Annotated in this window: 15 protein-coding genes; 6 read left to right on the forward strand and 9 right to left on the reverse strand. The window is 62.5% G+C overall.

Annotated elements, in window-relative coordinates:
• The first annotated feature begins 148 nt into the window (after positions 1 to 148).
• Complete coding sequence (locus AC6I8P_RS12475; protein ID WP_104187031.1) at positions 149 to 778, forward strand: flavin reductase family protein; 630 nt, start codon at positions 149 to 151, stop codon at positions 776 to 778.
• Between the two features lie 33 nt (positions 779 to 811).
• Here AC6I8P_RS12475 and AC6I8P_RS12480 read toward each other — a convergent pair whose 3' ends face one another.
• The 7 genes from AC6I8P_RS12480 to hutI all read right to left on the reverse strand — a co-directional run bounded on the left by AC6I8P_RS12480 (position 812) and on the right by hutI (position 7769).
• The gene (locus AC6I8P_RS12480) at positions 812 to 2296 is read right to left on the reverse strand and encodes an HAL/PAL/TAL family ammonia-lyase (protein WP_125308422.1); all 1485 of its coding nucleotides are present in this window, start codon (positions 2294 to 2296) and stop codon (positions 812 to 814) included.
• Positions 2293 to 3093, reverse strand: a complete 801-nt coding sequence (locus AC6I8P_RS12485) for an ABC transporter ATP-binding protein (protein ID WP_021508428.1) — start codon at positions 3091 to 3093, stop codon at positions 2293 to 2295. Before AC6I8P_RS12485 ends, AC6I8P_RS12480 begins: the two co-directional genes overlap by 4 nt.
• A gap of 1 nt (position 3094) precedes the next feature.
• A complete protein-coding gene (locus AC6I8P_RS12490; protein ID WP_058757808.1) occupies positions 3095 to 3823 on the reverse strand; it encodes an ABC transporter permease in 729 nt (242 codons plus the stop codon).
• Positions 3824 to 3834: 11 nt separating this feature from the next.
• Positions 3835 to 4554, reverse strand: a complete 720-nt coding sequence (locus AC6I8P_RS12495; RefSeq protein ID WP_031279871.1) for an ABC transporter permease — start codon at positions 4552 to 4554, stop codon at positions 3835 to 3837.
• Positions 4555 to 4566: 12 nt separating this feature from the next.
• The gene (locus AC6I8P_RS12500; protein WP_058769505.1) at positions 4567 to 5418 is read right to left on the reverse strand and encodes a transporter substrate-binding domain-containing protein; all 852 of its coding nucleotides are present in this window, start codon (positions 5416 to 5418) and stop codon (positions 4567 to 4569) included.
• A 348-nt stretch (positions 5419 to 5766) separates the two neighbouring features.
• Entirely contained in the window at positions 5767 to 6558 is a 792-nt protein-coding gene (hutG, locus tag AC6I8P_RS12505) for an N-formylglutamate deformylase (RefSeq protein ID WP_125308418.1), read from the reverse strand.
• Positions 6555 to 7769, reverse strand: coding sequence for an imidazolonepropionase (hutI, locus tag AC6I8P_RS12510; RefSeq protein ID WP_498030643.1), 1215 nt, complete (start codon positions 7767 to 7769; stop codon positions 6555 to 6557). Before hutI ends, hutG begins: the two co-directional genes overlap by 4 nt.
• 84 nt (positions 7770 to 7853) lie before the next feature.
• Between hutI and AC6I8P_RS12515 the strand changes: the two genes are divergently transcribed.
• Together AC6I8P_RS12515 and AC6I8P_RS12520 are read left to right on the forward strand one after the other, a co-directional pair.
• Complete coding sequence (locus AC6I8P_RS12515) at positions 7854 to 9209, forward strand: formimidoylglutamate deiminase (protein WP_421039384.1); 1356 nt, start codon at positions 7854 to 7856, stop codon at positions 9207 to 9209.
• A complete protein-coding gene (locus AC6I8P_RS12520) occupies positions 9206 to 9745 on the forward strand; it encodes a HutD/Ves family protein (protein WP_421039385.1) in 540 nt (179 codons plus the stop codon). Before AC6I8P_RS12515 ends, AC6I8P_RS12520 begins: the two co-directional genes overlap by 4 nt.
• Here the strand turns inward: AC6I8P_RS12520 and hutC are convergent.
• The gene (hutC, locus tag AC6I8P_RS12525) at positions 9729 to 10484 is read right to left on the reverse strand and encodes a histidine utilization transcriptional repressor HutC (protein ID WP_021508436.1); all 756 of its coding nucleotides are present in this window, start codon (positions 10482 to 10484) and stop codon (positions 9729 to 9731) included. The genes AC6I8P_RS12520 and hutC overlap by 17 nt on opposite strands.
• Before the next feature lie 319 nt (positions 10485 to 10803).
• Between hutC and hutH the strand changes: the two genes are divergently transcribed.
• From hutH to AC6I8P_RS12540, 3 genes are all read left to right on the forward strand, one after another.
• Positions 10804 to 12357 carry a histidine ammonia-lyase gene (gene hutH, locus AC6I8P_RS12530; RefSeq protein WP_498030644.1) on the forward strand — a complete coding sequence of 518 codons (1554 nt, stop codon included), beginning with the start codon at positions 10804 to 10806 and terminating at the stop codon, positions 12355 to 12357.
• 10 nt (positions 12358 to 12367) lie between these two features.
• Entirely contained in the window at positions 12368 to 14053 is a 1686-nt protein-coding gene (gene hutU, locus AC6I8P_RS12535) for a urocanate hydratase (RefSeq protein WP_104092735.1), read from the forward strand.
• A gap of 275 nt (positions 14054 to 14328) precedes the next feature.
• Positions 14329 to 15486, forward strand: coding sequence for a M20 aminoacylase family protein (locus AC6I8P_RS12540; protein WP_421039387.1), 1158 nt, complete (start codon positions 14329 to 14331; stop codon positions 15484 to 15486).
• 114 nt (positions 15487 to 15600) lie between these two features.
• Here AC6I8P_RS12540 and ybiB read toward each other — a convergent pair whose 3' ends face one another.
• Positions 15601 to 16569: a DNA-binding protein YbiB gene (ybiB, locus tag AC6I8P_RS12545; protein ID WP_021508440.1), complete on the reverse strand. Its 969-nt coding sequence runs from the start codon at positions 16567 to 16569 to the stop codon at positions 15601 to 15603.
• Between the last annotated feature and the right edge of the window lie 24 nt (positions 16570 to 16593).

A 16593-nucleotide genomic window follows, 5' to 3' on the forward strand; every position in this document is an offset into this window, starting at 1 on the left:
TACGCTGGATGACGGCAGCGCACAATCCGCCAGGAAAATTTAGTGCAACGAATTTAAATCTATTCTCCCTAAAACTGCATCCGCAATACTGCGTCCAGCCGCCAGCGCCGCCGGAACACGCAGTATCCAGGACGAATCAGGAGCGCAAATGCGTCAACGTTACACTTATCAGCCACGCAGTGGACACGGTCTGCCTCACGATCCGCTCAACGCCATCGTCGGCCCGCGCCCGATTGGCTGGGTTAGCTCGCAAAGCGCCAGCGGCCAGCGCAATCTGGCACCCTATAGTTTCTTTAACTGTTTTAACTACCATCCGCCAATCATTGGTTTTGCCAGCAGCGGCTGGAAAGACAGCGTGCAGAATATCAGTGAAACCGGCGAGTTCGTCTGGAACCTGGCGACGCGTCCACTGGCAGAAGCCATGAATGAGAGCTCCGCCTCGGTGCCGTCCGATCACGACGAGTTTGCCCTCGCCGGCCTGACGCCGCTGGCCGCTTCCCACGTTAACGTCAGCATGGTGGCAGAAAGCCCGGTCAACTTTGAGTGTCGCCTCACGCAGCTGATTCGCCTGCAGGATGCACAGGGGGGCGAGCTGGAGAGCTGGCTGGTACTGGGCGAAGCGGTGGCGATTCACATCGATGAAGCTCTGCTGGAGAACGGCATCTATCAGACCGCCAAAGCGCAGCCGATTCTGCGCGCCGGCGGTCCTTCCGCCTATTACGCGATCAGCGAAGATCAGCGTTTTGATCTGGTGCGCCCGGACGCGCGCCGCGGTTAAATCAGGACACTGGCGGCGCGACACATTGCGCCGCTAGCAGGCCAGCGTCTGTAATACCTTCACCGCCCGGGCTATCTCCGGTGCCAGCCAGCGATCCTCCTGCCAGGTAGCAACCTCAGCGCGCAGCGCACGTAGCGCCCGGCCCGTGCCGCGGGCCAGCTGCGCCTCACCGTGAAAATCCAGCGCCTGCGCCGCCAGCAGGTACTCAATCGCCAGCACCTGCCAGAGGTTATTCAGCAGTCTGAGCAGCTTGAGCGCCGCGCCGGTACCGAGGCTGAGGTGATCCTCCTGCAGTCCCGAGGTGACGTAATTGTCCAGCACCGCCGGCTGCGCCAGCTGACGATTCTCCGCGCACAGGGAAGCCGCCACGTATTGCGCGATCATCATGCCGGAGTTGACGCCCGGCTGCGCTACCAGAAACGGCGGCAGCCCGCTGACCAGCGGATTGACCAGCCGATCCAGCCGGCGCTCGGCAATGCTACCAATCTCCGCCATGGCAATCGCCAGCAGATCGGCCGCCATGGCAACCGACTCGCCGTGCGGATTGGCCTGCGACACCACGCGCCAGTCGTCCGGCGTGCCCAGCACCAGCGGATTATCGGTGCAGGCATTCAGCTCGATCTCAAGCTGACGCGCCGCGTGGGCGAACTGATCGCGGCTGGCGCCGTGCACCTGCGGCATCGAACGCAGGCTGAGTGCATCCTGGGTGCGTATGCCGCAGCTCGCCGCCAGCAGCGGGCTGTCGCTCAGCAGCGCACGCAGACGCTGGCCGCTGTGCTGCATACCGGGGCTGGCTTTCAGCGCAATCACCTCGGCATCAAAGGCCGCCAGCTGACCGCGCAGCGCTTCAAAGCTCATCGCGCCGGTGACATCCGCACAATCCAGCAGCCGCGCCGCATCGTCCAGCGCCAGACAGCTCAGCCCGGTCATGCACGGCGTACCGTTGACCAGGCTCAGGCCCTCTTTGGCACCGGGGCGATACGGCTGTAAACCGGCCAGCCGCAGCGCCTGCTCCGCCGGCATCACCTGTTGCTGGTACTCAACCTCGCCCACGCCAATCAGCGCCAGCCCGATATGCGCCATGTGGGTGAGATAACCGACTGAACCCTGCGACGGCACCTGCGGCGTGATCTGCTGATTGAGCAGCGCCAGCAGATGCTGCACCAGCGCCACCGAAACGCCGGATTTGCCGTGGCTGTAGTTGGCGATGGCCGCACACAGAATGGCGCGCGTCTGCTCGCGTGTCAGCAGCGGACCGACGCCGCAGGCGTGGCTCAGCAACGTATTGCGTGACAGCTGGCTGAGCTGGTCTTCTGGCAGCGTGATGTTACACAGCGCCCCCAGCCCGGTGTTGATGCCATAGGCAATCTGACCGCTGGCAACGATCTGTTCGACGATCTCGCGACCGCGCGCAATGCGCTGCCAGGCGGCGGCGCTCAGCGTCAGTTCGGCGTTATGTCGCGCTACCTGTACCAGCGCCTGCCAGGTCAGCGGCGCATCGCCCCAGACGACGGTCATACTGGCTGCTCCGCGTGATGGCTCTGATGGCTGGAGATAAACTGCTTAAAGCGCGATGAACCGCTGGCGCCAAACATCGCTTCCGGCGTGCCCTCGCAATCAATGTTGCCCTGATGCATAAACACCACGCGATTTGAGACGTTGCGCGCGAAGCCCATCTCGTGCGTCACCACCAGCATGGTGCGCCCCTCTTCCGCCAGGCTGCGCATCACTTTGAGCACCTCGCCGACCAGTTCCGGGTCGAGCGCCGAGGTTGGCTCATCAAACAGCATCACTTCCGGATCCATCGCCAGCGCGCGGGCAATTGCCACACGCTGCTGCTGGCCGCCGGAGAGCTGCGCCGGATAAAAATCCTTGCGGTTAAGCAGCCCGACGCGATCCAGCAACTGCTCTGCCTGGGCGATACAACTCTTTTTGTCGCGCTTCAGCACATAGTGCGGACCTTCAATCACGTTCTGCAGCACCGTCATGTGCGACCACAGATTGAAGCTTTGAAACACCATGCCCAGCCGCGAGCGCAGGCGTTCAATCTGCTTAGGATTCGCCGCCAGCTGATGGCCGCGCGCGTGGCGCTTCATTTCAATGGTTTCGCCGCCGACGCTCACCACGCCGGCATCCGGCGTCTCCAGCAGATTGATGCAGCGCAGCAAGGTACTTTTGCCCGAGCCGCTGGCACCGAGAATTGAAATAACATCGCCCTGATGCGCCTGCAGCGAGATGCCTTTGAGCACCTCCATAGCGCCAAAGGATTTATGGATATCAGTGGCGGACAAGGTGACTGGTGAAGTGGAATGCATATTACTCTCCGGCAAGCGGTTTAACGGCGGGCAGCGGCTTTTTTTCAGCGCGGTGCACCGGGGTCAGACGGCGCTCTAACAGCGCGTACAGCTGGACGATAATAAAGTTGAGAATCAGGTAGATCGCCGCAGCGCAGACAAATACTTCCATGGTGCGATAGGTACGCTGGATGATCTGCTGCGCCACGCCGGTGACATCCCACACCGTGACCAGGCTGGCGAGCGCGGTGGATTTCACCAGCAGAATCGCCTCGGTGGAGTACGCCGGCAGCGCATAGCGCAGCATGATCGGCGCGATGATGCGGCGCAGCAGCAGCCAGCGTGACATGCCGCAGGCCAGCCCGGCTTCGACCTGACCTGCCGGCACCGCCAGCAGCGCACCGCGCAGGATCTCAGCGGTGTAAGCGGCGGTACACAGCGACAGCGCCAGCACCGCGCAGATAAACGGCTCGCGCAGAAACGGCCAGACGAAGCTGTGGCGAATCACGCCAAACTGGCCGAGCCCGTAGTAGATAAGAAACAGCTGAATCAGCAGCGGCGAGCCGCGAAACACCAGAATATAGCCGCGCGCAAAACCACTCAGCAGCCGCCAGCGGCTCATGCGCAGCGCCAGAATGCCCAGCGCCAGCAGCCCGCCGCAAACAAAGGCGCTGATAAACAGTCCGAGCGTCACCGGCAGCGCCGCGCTCAGCTTAAGAAAAGTGTCGGCAAGAAAAGCGAAGTCGATCATGCTGCTGCTCCTTAGTGCTGTGCCGCAGTGCGACTTTGCCATGCGCGGCCGAGGCGCGATTCCGCGCGGCGAAACGCATGGTTCGACAGCAGTGTCAGCAGCAGATAGCAGCCACCGCCAATCAGGTAAAAGGTGAAGTAATCGCGCGTTGACCCGGCCGCCACCTGGCTGGCGCGCATCAGCTCGACGATGCCGGTCACTGACACCAGCGCCGAATCTTTCAGGCTCATCTGCCAGACGTTGGACATCCCCGGCAGCGCGTAGCGCACAATCTGCGGGACGAGGATGCGCTGGGCGATACGCCAGCGCGGCATCCCGATGGCTACCGCCGCTTCGACTTCGCCCTTGGCCAGCGCCAGGCGCGCAGCGCGATACACTTCACCCTGATAGGATCCGGAGATGAGCCCGATCGCCAGCGCGCCAATCAGGAACGGCGGCGCTTCAATAAAGCCGTCAGCACCAAACAGCTGGCCGACCAGCGTGATCAACCCCGATCCACCGAAGTAGAACAGGTAGATCACCAGCAATTCCGGGATGCCGCGAAACACCACCGAATAGCTTTCACCCAGCCAGCGCAGCCAGCGCTGGTGCGAGAGTTTCGCCGCCGCCACGCCGGAACCGACCACAGCGCCAATCATCAGCGCCGCCAGCGACAGCAGCAGCGTGGTACCGGCGGCGCTCAGAATCAGGCGACCCCAGCCATCTGCACCAAAACTCAGCAGGCTCATCATCTTTCACCTCACTTACGGCGTTACGTCAGTTTTAAACCACTTCTCGCTCAGCTTTTTCACCGTGCCGTCCGCCAGCGCAGCGTGAATGGCCGCATCGAGTTTGGCCTTCAGATCGTTATCAGCCATGCGCACGCCCATCGCTTCGCCTTCCCCCCAGATCGGACCGCCCAGCTGCGGGCCGCTGAACGTCAGGTTGCTGTTCTCTTTACGCGCCAGCATCGACTGCGCGAAGGTCACGTCATCAAACACCGCATCAATGCGGCCCGCCTGCAGATCGAGAATCGCATCCGCCGAAGCGGTGTATTCGCGCACATCGGCCACGTCTTTAAAGTATTTATCGATAAACGGCGTATACACGGTGCCGGAGGCAATGCCGATGGTTTTGCCCTTGAGCGCCGCCTTCAGCGGGGCGATGGCCGCATTGATGGCAGCCTCGTCGTCGTGCAGTTTGATGATGTTCTTATCGGCCGGCAGCAGCGGGTTATCTTTGCTGGTGATGAAGGTCGCCGGCGTTGACGCGTACGGCGTGGTGAAGTTGACTACTTTTTTCCGGTCCGGCGTAATCACAATCGCATCCATGATGACGTCATATTTCCCGGCGTTCAGTCCGGCAATCATCCCGTCCCAGTTCTGCACCACCAGCTTGCACTGAATGCTCATGCGCTTGCACAGATCTTCCATCAGTTCAGGTTCGAAGCCGCCCAGCTTGCCGCCCGGCAGCGTCAGGTTCCACGGCTCATAGCTGCCTTCAGTGGCGATGGTGATGGATTTCCACTCTTTGGCCTCGGCAGCCACGCCGGCCAGCATCAGGCTGGCAAACAGCGTGGTAAGGCAAAAACGGCGAAACGGGGCACGGTGTGTCATACGTCTTCTCCTGGTGGTTAACAAATCTGGCTGTCTCTGTTGGCTGATACAGCGCAAATGACATTTCATGTATATACAAGTTAGCTTGCGGCAGATCATTGTCGGCATAAGCTTTTTGTGAGCCAGCCAGAATGAATAGTCATCATTGCCGCGCGGTCTTTACTTGTACATACAAGCTAGCAAGGGCTGTGCCAGATCGGCAAAGACGGTAAACGTAGGGGATCGGCGTCAGGCGGACCGCGTCGTGCACACTTTCAGGGCAGGGGTTGCACAGCATTGGGGAGTGAGGCAGCGGTTGTACATCCGCCACATGAGAAACGGGGTCACCGTGATGGCGACCCGCATCAATTAAACGGCTTTCCCCGCCTGCAGAAACGCCTGTAGCAGCGGCTTCAGCACGTGCTGCAACCGCGTGGCGCGACCCTGCTGCCAGGCAAACGGCGGCGCCTCATCCATGTAATTCAGCTGCGCCAGCTCCAGCTGCACCGCCTGCACGCCCTGCGCTGGCTGGCCGTAAGCGCGCGTGATATAGCCGCCTTTGAAGCGTCCGTTCACCACCCAGCTGTAGTCGCTTTGCGCGGCACACACCTGTTCAATCGCCGCGATGCTGGCCGCCGAACAGCTGGCGCCATCGTTGGTGCCGATGTTCAGATCCGGCAGCTGGCCGTCGAACAGGCGCGGAATCACCGAGGCGATGGAGTGCGCATCAAACAGCAGCGCATAGCCATGTTCAGCTTTCAGCCGCGCCAGCTCCTGCTGAATCTGCTGATGATAGGGCTGCCAGATAGTCTCCAGATAGCGCTGACGCGCCGCGTTGTCTGGCGTCATGCCGGGTTTGAAGGTCGGCGTGCCATCAAACAGCGTCTCCGGATAGAGCCCGGTGGTGGCCGTGCTGTACAGCGGCTGGTTGTCCGGCGGACGGTTGAGATCGATCACGAAGCGCGAGTAGTGCCCAATCAGCACGCTGGCACCGAGGTCGCGCACAAAGTCGTACAGCAGCGGAATATGCCAGTCGGTATCCGGCAGGCCGCGCGCGGCCTCGCTCAGCCCGGCGTCAACCTCCGGCGTCAGTTGGGTACCGGCATGCGGAATACTGACCAGCAGCGGTAGCTTACCGGCGGTGAAATGAAAAGGGGTCATTGCGCTTCTCCACGATAGATAACCTGGCACGGCAGTTCGCCGCCCAGCCAGTAAACCAGCTCAGCCGGGCGAGCCAGCGGCCAGTGGACAAAATTGGCTACTTTGCCTGGCTCCAGCGAGCCGTGCGTGGCCTGCAGGCCAAGCGCCTTCGCGCCCCACAGTGTGACGCCGGCCAGCGCTTCCTCCGGCGTCAGGCCAAACAGCGTACAGCCCATGTTCAGCATCAGCCGTAGCGACAACGCCGGTGACGTGCCCGGATTGGCATCGCTGGCCAGCGCCATCGGCACGCCGTGCTGGCGGAACAGTTCGACCGGCGGACGCTGCGTCTCGCGCAGCAGGTAGAACGCTCCGGGCAGCAGTACCGCCACCGTGCCATGTTCCGCCATCGCGCGCGCATCCTGTTCGGTGGCATATTCGAGGTGATCGGCAGAGAGCGCGCCATAGCGCGCCGCCAGTGCGGCACCGCCGAGCGCCGACAGCTGTTCAGCATGCAGCTTCACCGGCAGGCCGAGCGCTTTGGCGGCATCAAATACCGCGCTCACCTGCTGCGGTGACAGCGCCAGGTGTTCGCAAAACGCGTCGACCGCATCCGCCAGCCCCTCCGCTTTCACCCGCGCTAACAGGCGTTGACAGATAATATCAATCCAGCCCTGCGGGTTATCCCTGAACTCTGGCGGGAAGCCGTGCGCCGCCAGGCAGGTGGCCTGCACATCGGCAGGCACCGACTGCGCCAGCTCGCGGATAGCGCGCAGCAGAGTGAGCTCGCTCTCTTCGTCCAGGCCGTAGCCGGATTTAATCTCCACCGTGGTAACGCCTTCGGCCAGCAGGCGATCGAGCCGCCAGCGCGCCGAATCCACCAGCTGCTGCTGGCTGGCCGCGCGCGTGGCGCGCACCGTCGACAGGATGCCGCCGCCCTGCGCGGCGATCTCCGCGTAGCTCACGCCGTTGAGCCGCTGTTCGAACTCCTGGCTGCGATCGCCGCCAAACACCAGATGCGTGTGGCAATCCACCAGACCGGGCGTAATGATGCCGCCGTCAAACTGCTGCTGCCGGCGCGGGGCAAAGTCCGGTAACGCACTGCGCGGGCCGACCCACACCAGCTCGCCGTTATCCACCGCCACGGCGCCATCCTCAATCAGGTTATAGCGACCGTCACGCATGGTGACCACATCGGCCCCCAGCCACAGGCTGTCGATCTGTTTACTTGCCATCCCACTCCCCTTTTGTCTGGCGATTTACACTGCGCCTCAAAGTATGTATATGTATATACAACTTTCCGCCATTGAGGATCAACCATGGCAGTTTATTTTGCCCCACGCGCACGCCTGGCCGACGGCTGGCAGGAAAACGTGCTGATCGCAACCGACGATCAGGGATTTATTCGCGCCCTTACCGCCGACAGTACGCCCGGTGACGCCGTGCGCCTGGCCGGCCCGGTGATTCCGGCAATGGCCAACCTGCATTCCCATGCCTTCCAGCGCGCCATGGCCGGGCTGGCGGAAGTGGCAGGCGATCCGCAGGACAGCTTCTGGACGTGGCGCGATCTGATGTACCGCATGGTGCAGCGCCTGTCGCCTGAGCAGGTCGGTGCCATCGCCACCCATCTCTACATTGATATTCTCAAAGGCGGCTACAGCCAGGTGGCGGAATTTCACTATCTGCATCACGATCCGCACGGCCAGCCGTACGCCGACGATGCGATGCTGCACCAGCTAATGCAGGCGGCGCACACCGCCGGTATCGGCCAGACGCTGCTGCCAGTGCTGTACAGCTACAGCGGCTTCGGTGCGCAGCCGGCCAGCGACGGTCAGCGACGCTTCATTCAGCACACCGATGCCTATCTGCAACAGCAGCAGCGCGTCGCGCAGTGGAGCGCGCAGCAGCCGCTGATCAATCACGGCCTGTGCTTCCACTCGCTGCGCGCGGTGAGCGAAGCCCAGATGCATGAAGTGCTGGCCGCCAGCGCTGCGCATCTGCCGGTGCACATTCACGTTGCCGAGCAGGAAAAAGAGGTCAATGACAGTCTGGCGTGGAGCGGCGAGCGGCCGGTGGCGTGGCTGTATAACCGCTTTGCCGTCGATGCGCGCTGGTGCCTGATTCACGCCACCCATCTCGATCAGCCGGAGATCGCGCGCATGGCGGAGAGCGGTGCCATTGCCGGGCTGTGTCCCACCACCGAAGCCAACCTCGGCGACGGCATCTTCCCGGCGGTGGAGTACATCGGGCGCGGCGGGCGCTGGGGCATTGGCTCCGACAGCCACGTTTCGCTCAGTGCGCTGGAGGAGCTGCGCTGGCTGGAGTATGGCCAGCGGCTGCGCGACCGTCGCCGCAACCGCATCACGCTCACCGATCAACCTTCGGTCGGCGATCTGCTGTGGCAGCAGGCAGCGCAGGGCGGCGCGCAGGCCTGTGGTATTGCCGGCGGTGAGCTGGCGGTGGGCAAACGCGCCGACTGGCTGGTGCTGGAGGAGGATGCGCTGCTGGCCAGCGTCAGTTCCGCCGCGCTGATCAATCGCTGGCTGTTTGCCGGCAGCAGCCAGCAAATTCGAGACGTGTTTGTTGCCGGACAGCCGGTGATTCAGCAAGGCCACCACGCGGCGGAAGAAGCGGCCGCCGCTGGCTTCGCCCGGGCAATGCGGGCACTGCAATGATCGCGCGCTTTGACTACGCGCAGCTGCCGGTCAGCCGCTGGCGCAACGGCGGTGGGGAAACGCGCGAAATTATCAGCTATCCGCCGGGCGCAGCAGAGTTCCAGTGGCGCGCCAGCATCGCCACCATCGACGCCGACGGGCCGTTCTCGCCCTTCCCCGGCGTCGATCGGGTAATTACCCTGCTTCAGGGCGATAGCGTGCTGCTGCGCTGTGAACAGGCCGAACAGCCGTTGCTGCCCCATCAGCCGTGGGCCTTTCCCGGCGAATGGGCGATAGAGGCGCAGGTTAGCGGCAGCTGTCAGGACTTCAATATCATGACGCGGCGCGACAGCTGGCGCGCGGCGGTAAGCGTGGAGCAGCAGACGGTCAGCAGCCTGCATGGCGTGGCGTATGTGCTGGCCGGTACATGGCGCAGCAGTGCGGGCGAGACGCTGCAGGCGCAGCAGGGAATGTGGTGGCTGCAGGAGCAGCAGCAGCTGGTGCCGCAAACGGCAGAGGCCAGCCTGCTGTTTATCGCGCTTAGCCGTGTCCCCTGAAGCGGCCCAGCAATTTGTAGCGTGAGCCTGGATAGAGCAGGCGCGCATAGGTAACGATTTTGTTGTCGCTCCACGTCTGGCGACGGATAAGCAGGCACGGCTCGTGCTCATCCAGCGCCAGATGCTTACGCTGGCGCAAATCCGGCAGTACCGCTTCAACGATATGCTCACCGGCAGTCAGCGGGGCGACGCGCATCAGATAGGTATACGGCGTCAGGCTGTGGTAATCCTGGCTGAGGTAGTCAGGCGCGACCAGCGGATTGACCAGACGATCTTCCAGCTGCACCGGCAGCTCATTTTCGTAGTGCACGATCAGCGAATGATACAGCGTCTGGCCGGTGGAGAGTCCCAGCACCGCCGCCTGTTCCGGATCGGCCTTCATCTGACCTATCGAGAGAATTTTGCAGCTGTGCGTGTGGCCGCGCTGGGCAATTTCATCGGCGATGTTATGCACTTCCAGCATTGCGGTGTAGCCCTTCATCTCCGCGACAAAGGTCCCGACGCCCTGCATGCGCACCAGAAATCCTTCGCTGGTGAGCTCCCGCAGCGCGCGGTTGATGGTCATGCGGCTGACGCCCAGTTCATTGACCAGCTCGCTCTCCGACGGCACCCGCTGATTGGCTTTCCAGTGACCTTCGCGGATCTGGCTGACGATTGCCTGCTTAACGCGCTGGTAAATGGGCGCGGGTTCATCCCCCATCGCTGCCGCCAGCTGTGCGATTGCCGTTTGCTCCGCCATTTCCTGTTCCTTTTCCGAATGATGTGTGAAGTTTACTGTCTCGCCGCCTAAATGTATATACATCCAATAGTGCAAAGCCTGCCCGCGTGGTGCAGTCGCCGCCCGCTTTTGGTGCAGCGTACCAGGCTGGAGGTTGCCGCGCCCGCATTGCGGCACGTTTCACAGAATACGATCAATCTGGCACAGCGCTTGCTACTTGTATAGACAAGATTAGACACTTATGCTTCACTCACAACACTTATAGCGTCTCTGGCGGATGCCATCGCATCTTGCGCACCGCCACAACGTGGCAGATAACTTGTATAGACAGGAGTAGACTATGTCAGGTTCGGTTCAGGCAATTCGCCTCGTTCCCGGTGAAGTGGACCTCGCCACCTTACGCCGTATTTATCAGGAGAAGGTGATGCTGCAGCTGGCAGAGGAAGCGCGGGCGGATATTGACCGCGCCCGTGAAACCGTCGAGGCCATCGTCGCCTCCGGCAAGGTGGTGTACGGCATCAACACCGGCTTCGGCAAGCTGGCGCAGACGCAGATTCCCGCCGAACGCCTGGCGGAACTGCAGCGTAACCTGGTGCTGTCACACAGCGTCGGCCTCGGCGATCTGCTGCCGGACAACGTCACCCGCCTGGTGGTCGCCAGCAAAATCATCAGCCTGGCACGCGGCCACTCGGGCATCCGCATGGAACTGATTGACACGCTGCTGGCGCTGTTCAACGCTGGCGTGATGCCGTGCATCCCGGCGAAGGGATCGGTTGGCGCATCCGGCGATCTGGCGCCGCTGGCGCATCTCTCCCTGATGCTGCTCGGTGAAGGCCAGGTGCGCATTGACGGCCAGCTGGTGCCCGCCAGCGAAGGCCTGGCCCGCGTCGGCCTGCAGCCGATTGTGCTGGGGCCAAAAGAGGGTCTGGCGTTGCTCAACGGCACTCAGGTCTCTACCGCGCTGGCGCTGCGTGGTCTGTTTGAAGCCGAAAATCTGTTTGCCGCCGGGCTGATGGCCGGTGCGCTGTCGCTGGAAGCGATCAAAGGTTCGGTAAAACCTTTTGATGCACGCATTCATCAGGCGCGCGGCCAGCACGGGCAGATTGCCGTCGCCGCTGCGGTAGCCTCGCTGCTTGAAGGCAGCGAAATTCTCAGTTCGCACAGCAACTGCGGACGCGTACAGGATCCCTATTCGATTCGCTGCGTGCCGCAGGTGATGGGCGCCTGTCTCGATAACCTCAGCCATGCCGCGCGCGTGCTGCAGATTGAAGCCAACGCCGCCTCCGACAACCCGCTGGTCTTCAGCGACAGCGGCGACGTGATCTCCGGCGGTAACTTCCACGCCGAGCCGGTGGCCTTTGCCGCCGACATCATCGCGCTGGCGATTGCGGAAGTCGGCGCGATTTCCGAACGCCGTCTGGCGCTGCTGCTCGACACCGGCCTTTCCGGTCTGCCGCCCTTCCTGGTGCGCGACGGCGGCGTGAACTCGGGCTTTATGATTGCGCAGGTCACCGCTGCCGCGCTGGCCTCAGAAAACAAATCGCTGGCGCACCCGGGCAGCATCGACAGCCTGCCGACCTCAGCCAATCAGGAAGATCACGTATCGATGGCCACCTACGCGGCACGCCGCCTGGGCGAGATGTGCTTCAACACTGCTGCCGTGGTCGGCATTGAAGCGATGGCGGCGGCGCAGGGCATCGACTTCCACCGCCCGCTGCAAAGCTCTGCCGCGATCGAACAGGAGATGAGCCGCATTCGTGCGCAGGTCGCCTTCCTCGATCAGGACCGTTTACTGGCGCCGGACATTGATGCCATGCGCCTGTGGGCCAGCAGTTATGTCTGGCCTGAAACCCTTACTGCGCTGCTGCCAAGCCAGCGTTCTACTGCTAATTAAGGAACCGATGATGAGCGAAACTTTGACTCAGGCTGTTGCCCGTGAAATCCGTGCGCCGCGCGGTAATGAACTGCACTGCGCCAACTGGCTGATTGAAGCGGCATACCGCATGATTCAGAACAACCTCGATCCTGACGTGGCCGAACGCCCGGAGGATCTGGTGGTGTATGGCGGAATCGGCAAAGCCGCGCGCAACTGGGCGTGCTTTGAGCAGATTCTGCGCTCGCTGCGCGCGCTGCAGCCGGAAGAGACGCTGCTGATTCAGTCCGGCAAGCCGGTCGGTGTGTTCCGCACCCATGCCGATGCGCCGCGCGTACTGCTGGCCAACTCCAACCTGGTGCCGCACTGGGCGACATGGGATCACTTCCACGAACTGGATAAGGCCGGGCTGATGATGTATGGCCAGATGACCGCTGGTTCATGGATCTATATCGGCGCGCAGGGCATCGTGCAGGGTACCTTTGAAACCTTCGCTGAAGCCGGTCGCCAGCACTACAACAGTGACCTGACGGGCCGCTGGATCCTCACCGCCGGTCTGGGCGGCATGGGCGGCGCGCAGCCGCTGGCGGGCGTGCTGGCCGGTGCCTGCGTGCTGGCGATTGAGTGCCAGGAGTCGCGCATCGATTTCCGTCTGCGCACCCGCTACCTCGACCATAAAGCCTACAGCCTGGATGAGGCGCTGGCGCTGATCAAAGATGCCACCGAAGCCGGCCAGGCGATCTCCGTGGGCCTGCTGGGCAACGCGGCCGAGCTGGTCCCGGAACTGGTGCAGCGCGCGAAAGCGGGCGGCATGAAGCCTGACATCGTGACCGATCAGACCTCCGCGCACGACCCGATCAATGGCTATCTGCCGGTGGGCTGGGACGTGGCGCGCTGGGAAGCCGAGCGCGTCAGCAATCCGAAAGCGGTAGAGAAAGCGGCACGCGCTTCCATGGCGCAGCACGTACAGGCGATGCTCGACTTCCACCACATGGGTGTGCCGACCGTGGATTACGGCAACAACATTCGTCAGGTAGCGCTGGATGAAGGGGTGAAAAATGCCTTTGACTTCCCGGGCTTCGTGCCGGCGTATATTCGTCCGCTGTTCTGCGAGGGTAAAGGCCCATTCCGCTGGGTGGCGCTCTCGGGCGATGCGGAAGATATCTACAAAACCGACGCCAAACTGAAAGAGCTGTTCCCGGAACACAAAAACCTGCACCGCTGGCTGGATATGGCGCAGGAACGCATCGCCTTCCAGGGCCTGCCAGCGCGTATCTGCTGGCTGGGGCTGGGCGAGCGGCATAAAGCCGCGCTGGCGTTCAATGAGATGGTGCGCAACGGCGAGCTGAAAGCGCCGATCGTGATCGGCCGTGACCACCTCGACTGCGGTTCGGTGGCCTCGCCTAACCGTGAAACCGAGGCGATGAAGGATGGCTCGGATGCGGTGTCGGACTGGCCGCTGCTGAACGCATTGCTGAACACCGCCGGCGGAGCCACGTGGGTCAGTTTGCACCACGGCGGCGGCGTCGGTATGGGCTTCTCGCAGCATTCCGGGGTGGTGATCGTCTGTGACGGTACGGCTGAAGCAGATGCGCGCCTTGGTCGCGTGCTGTGGAACGACCCAGCCACCGGCGTGATGCGTCATGCCGATGCAGGCTACGAGCTGGCGCAGTCCTGCGCAGAGCAGCACGGCCTTAATCTGCCAATGCTGAAGTAGTTTCCAGGTGCGCATCAATGCGCACCCTACGGTAGGTTACCCCGGCTAAACAATAACGTCGTGTTGGCCTGTTAAGCCGTAACATTGTTCCAAAAGAGTGCATTGTGTAGGGTCGGCATTCATGCCGACCTTGTCCCTTTATGCCATTCCGCTATAGCCTATAGCCAAATTATTCCTTTCCACGATAGACGCCCCCTGCGCTTGCCACTACAGTGGACACTTAACTTCCCGCGTCGGAGATTGCGCAGCTGACGCTGCTGATGGAGCCTTACTTTATGAGCCTGCCTGCTGTCCTGCTGGAAAACGCCCTCACCTGGCGTCGTCAGTTACATCAACATCCTGAACTGGGTTACCAGGAGCAGCAGACCAGCGAGCTGGTGGCACAGGTGTTGACCGATGCCGGACTGCAGGTGTTTCGCGGCCTCGCCGGCACTGGCGTGATCGGCACGCTGGAAAACGGCCCCGGTCCGGTCATCGGCCTGCGCGCCGATATGGATGCCCTGCCGATCACCGAAAAAGGCGATGCGCAGTGGAAATCGAGCCGGCCAGGCGTGATGCATGCCTGCGGTCACGATGGCCACACCGCGATACTGCTGGCCGCAGCCTGTCAGCTGGCCGCCACACGCAACTTTAAGGGCACCGTACATTTCCTGTTTCAGCCAGCCGAAGAGAATCTCGGTGGTGCGCGCAAGATGGTGGAAGAAGGTCTGTTTCAGCGCTTCCCGATGGATGCGGTGTACGCGATGCACAACTGGCCGGGGCTGCCGGTGGGAACGCTGGCGGTAAATCCGGGCGCGATGATGGCATCGCTGGATTCGTTTGAGATTACGCTGCACGGCAAAAGCTGCCACGCGGCGATGCCGGAAAGCGGTGCCGACCCGATGGTGGTGGCCGCCGAGCTGATTCTGGCGCTGCAAACCATCCCGTCGCGCCGCCTGTCACCGCTGGCGTCGGCGGTGGTCAGCGTCACCCAGATTCACGGTGGCGAAGCCATCAACGTCATTCCGGAGCAGATCACGCTGCGCGGTACGGTGCGATGTCTGCAGACCGACGTGCGCAACCGCGTGCGCGGTCTGATTGAAGATTTTGTGACGACCCTGCCGCGCCCGTTTGGCGTCAGCGGCGAGATTCACTGGTATCCCGGCTATCCGGTCACCGCCAACCATGTTGCCCCGGCTGAGCAGGTGCGTGACGTGGCGTGCCAGCTACTGGGCGAACAGCAGGTGCACTGGCAGGTTAACCCGTCAATGGCGTCTGAAGATTTCGCCTGCATGCTGGAAGCCTGTCCCGGCGCCTATTTCTGGCTCGGCGCCGACGGTGCCACGCCCTCAGCCCCGCTGCACAATGCGAACTATGATTTCAACGATGCGCTGCTGCCGATTGGTATTACGTTCTGGCAGCAGCTGGTGGAGAGCGTACTGATTAAACGCTGATGGCGCTGCTCAGCAAGCTCCTTCAGCTGCGCAGGCGTGCACCCCCTGCGCAACCGCTGCGGTGACCGCCGTCACCGCCCAGGTTTTTCGTGCATAGCCGGCCGGGCAGCCCGGTTAAATTCCCGCCTGCTGTAACCGCGTTTCGGCATCGGCCATTGTTGCGGCTTCGCCGGTCGCCACCAGACAGCACGCCAGCTGCAGGCGCAGCGCCTGCGGCACCGCGCGTTCACCGGCCAGCACCTGACGGATCCACGCTGCGGTATCCTGGGCGCCTTTGCTCTCTGCTAACGCCAGCGCGACCTCCGGCTGCCGCTCGACCCACACTTCCGCTTCTGCGCCAGCACCGCGAATATAATTAATCGCCGGGCAGCGCTGCGGATTGGCATAGACCTCACCTTCAGTGCCGTTCAGCAGAATGGCCGGTGCATCGATATCCTGGAAGAATTTCCCCACGCGCGGCACATATTCCGGATGCGACACGCTCGCCAGCCGCAGCGCGGCGCGTTCGGCAAACGGCGTCGCCAGCTTGGCCAGCGTGTGCGCGCTGTTACGCACGCCCATGCGCCAGCGCAGCGCCAGCTGTTTAGCCATTGGCGCACATAAATTATCGATGGTGATGAACGCCAGCTCGCCAGCGTCGAGTTTCGCCTGCGCCTGTTGCGCGCTGGTCACTGGCGCGATATCCAGTGCCGCCAGCACCGCTTCGCTGGTTACGCGGGTTGGGTCGTCGCTGACGCCGTGCAGCAACACCGGAAAACCGAGCTTAACCAGCAGCAGCGCCAGCAGCGGCGTCAGGTTGCCCTGGCGACGCGCGCCGTTATAGCTGGGGATCACAATGGGCATCGGACGCTGTGCCGGGGCCTGCAGCCGCATCATGCGCTGCTGCATCGCGTGGTAGAAGCCGCGCATCTCTGCTTCCCCTTCGCCTTTGATGCGCAGCGCAATCAGCACGCCACCCAGTTCGAGATCCGGCACCTCGTCCGCCAGCATCGCGCTGTAAAGCGCCACGGCAGTGTCAAAGTCGATATCGCGTGCGTGATTCTTGCCACGGCCAATCTCTTTAATGATCTTATTCAGTTCCATCACACTTTCCCGCTTCCAGGGCGC

It is taken from the genome of gamma proteobacterium symbiont of Lampromicra miyakona, assembly GCF_059730895.1.

What these genes read in the sequence shown, in the direction of transcription:
- hutU (WP_104092735.1), top strand. Translation starts at nt 12,368, where the DNA reads ATGAGCGAAACTTTGACTCAGGCTGTTGCCCGTGAAATCCGTGCGCCG.
- hutI (WP_498030643.1), bottom strand. Translation starts at nt 7,769, where the DNA reads ATGGCAAGTAAACAGATCGACAGCCTGTGGCTGGGGGCCGATGTGGTC.
- AC6I8P_RS12515 (WP_421039384.1), top strand. Translation starts at nt 7,854, where the DNA reads ATGGCAGTTTATTTTGCCCCACGCGCACGCCTGGCCGACGGCTGGCAG.
- hutG (WP_125308418.1), bottom strand. Translation starts at nt 6,558, where the DNA reads ATGACCCCTTTTCATTTCACCGCCGGTAAGCTACCGCTGCTGGTCAGT.
- AC6I8P_RS12475 (WP_104187031.1), top strand. Translation starts at nt 149, where the DNA reads ATGCGTCAACGTTACACTTATCAGCCACGCAGTGGACACGGTCTGCCT.
- hutH (WP_498030644.1), top strand. Translation starts at nt 10,804, where the DNA reads ATGTCAGGTTCGGTTCAGGCAATTCGCCTCGTTCCCGGTGAAGTGGAC.
- AC6I8P_RS12480 (WP_125308422.1), bottom strand. Translation starts at nt 2,296, where the DNA reads ATGACCGTCGTCTGGGGCGATGCGCCGCTGACCTGGCAGGCGCTGGTA.
- AC6I8P_RS12485 (WP_021508428.1), bottom strand. Translation starts at nt 3,093, where the DNA reads ATGCATTCCACTTCACCAGTCACCTTGTCCGCCACTGATATCCATAAA.
- AC6I8P_RS12500 (WP_058769505.1), bottom strand. Translation starts at nt 5,418, where the DNA reads ATGACACACCGTGCCCCGTTTCGCCGTTTTTGCCTTACCACGCTGTTT.
- AC6I8P_RS12495 (WP_031279871.1), bottom strand. Translation starts at nt 4,554, where the DNA reads ATGATGAGCCTGCTGAGTTTTGGTGCAGATGGCTGGGGTCGCCTGATT.
- AC6I8P_RS12520 (WP_421039385.1), top strand. Translation starts at nt 9,206, where the DNA reads ATGATCGCGCGCTTTGACTACGCGCAGCTGCCGGTCAGCCGCTGGCGC.
- hutC (WP_021508436.1), bottom strand. Translation starts at nt 10,484, where the DNA reads ATGGCGGAGCAAACGGCAATCGCACAGCTGGCGGCAGCGATGGGGGAT.
- AC6I8P_RS12540 (WP_421039387.1), top strand. Translation starts at nt 14,329, where the DNA reads ATGAGCCTGCCTGCTGTCCTGCTGGAAAACGCCCTCACCTGGCGTCGT.
- ybiB (WP_021508440.1), bottom strand. Translation starts at nt 16,569, where the DNA reads ATGGAACTGAATAAGATCATTAAAGAGATTGGCCGTGGCAAGAATCAC.
- AC6I8P_RS12490 (WP_058757808.1), bottom strand. Translation starts at nt 3,823, where the DNA reads ATGATCGACTTCGCTTTTCTTGCCGACACTTTTCTTAAGCTGAGCGCG.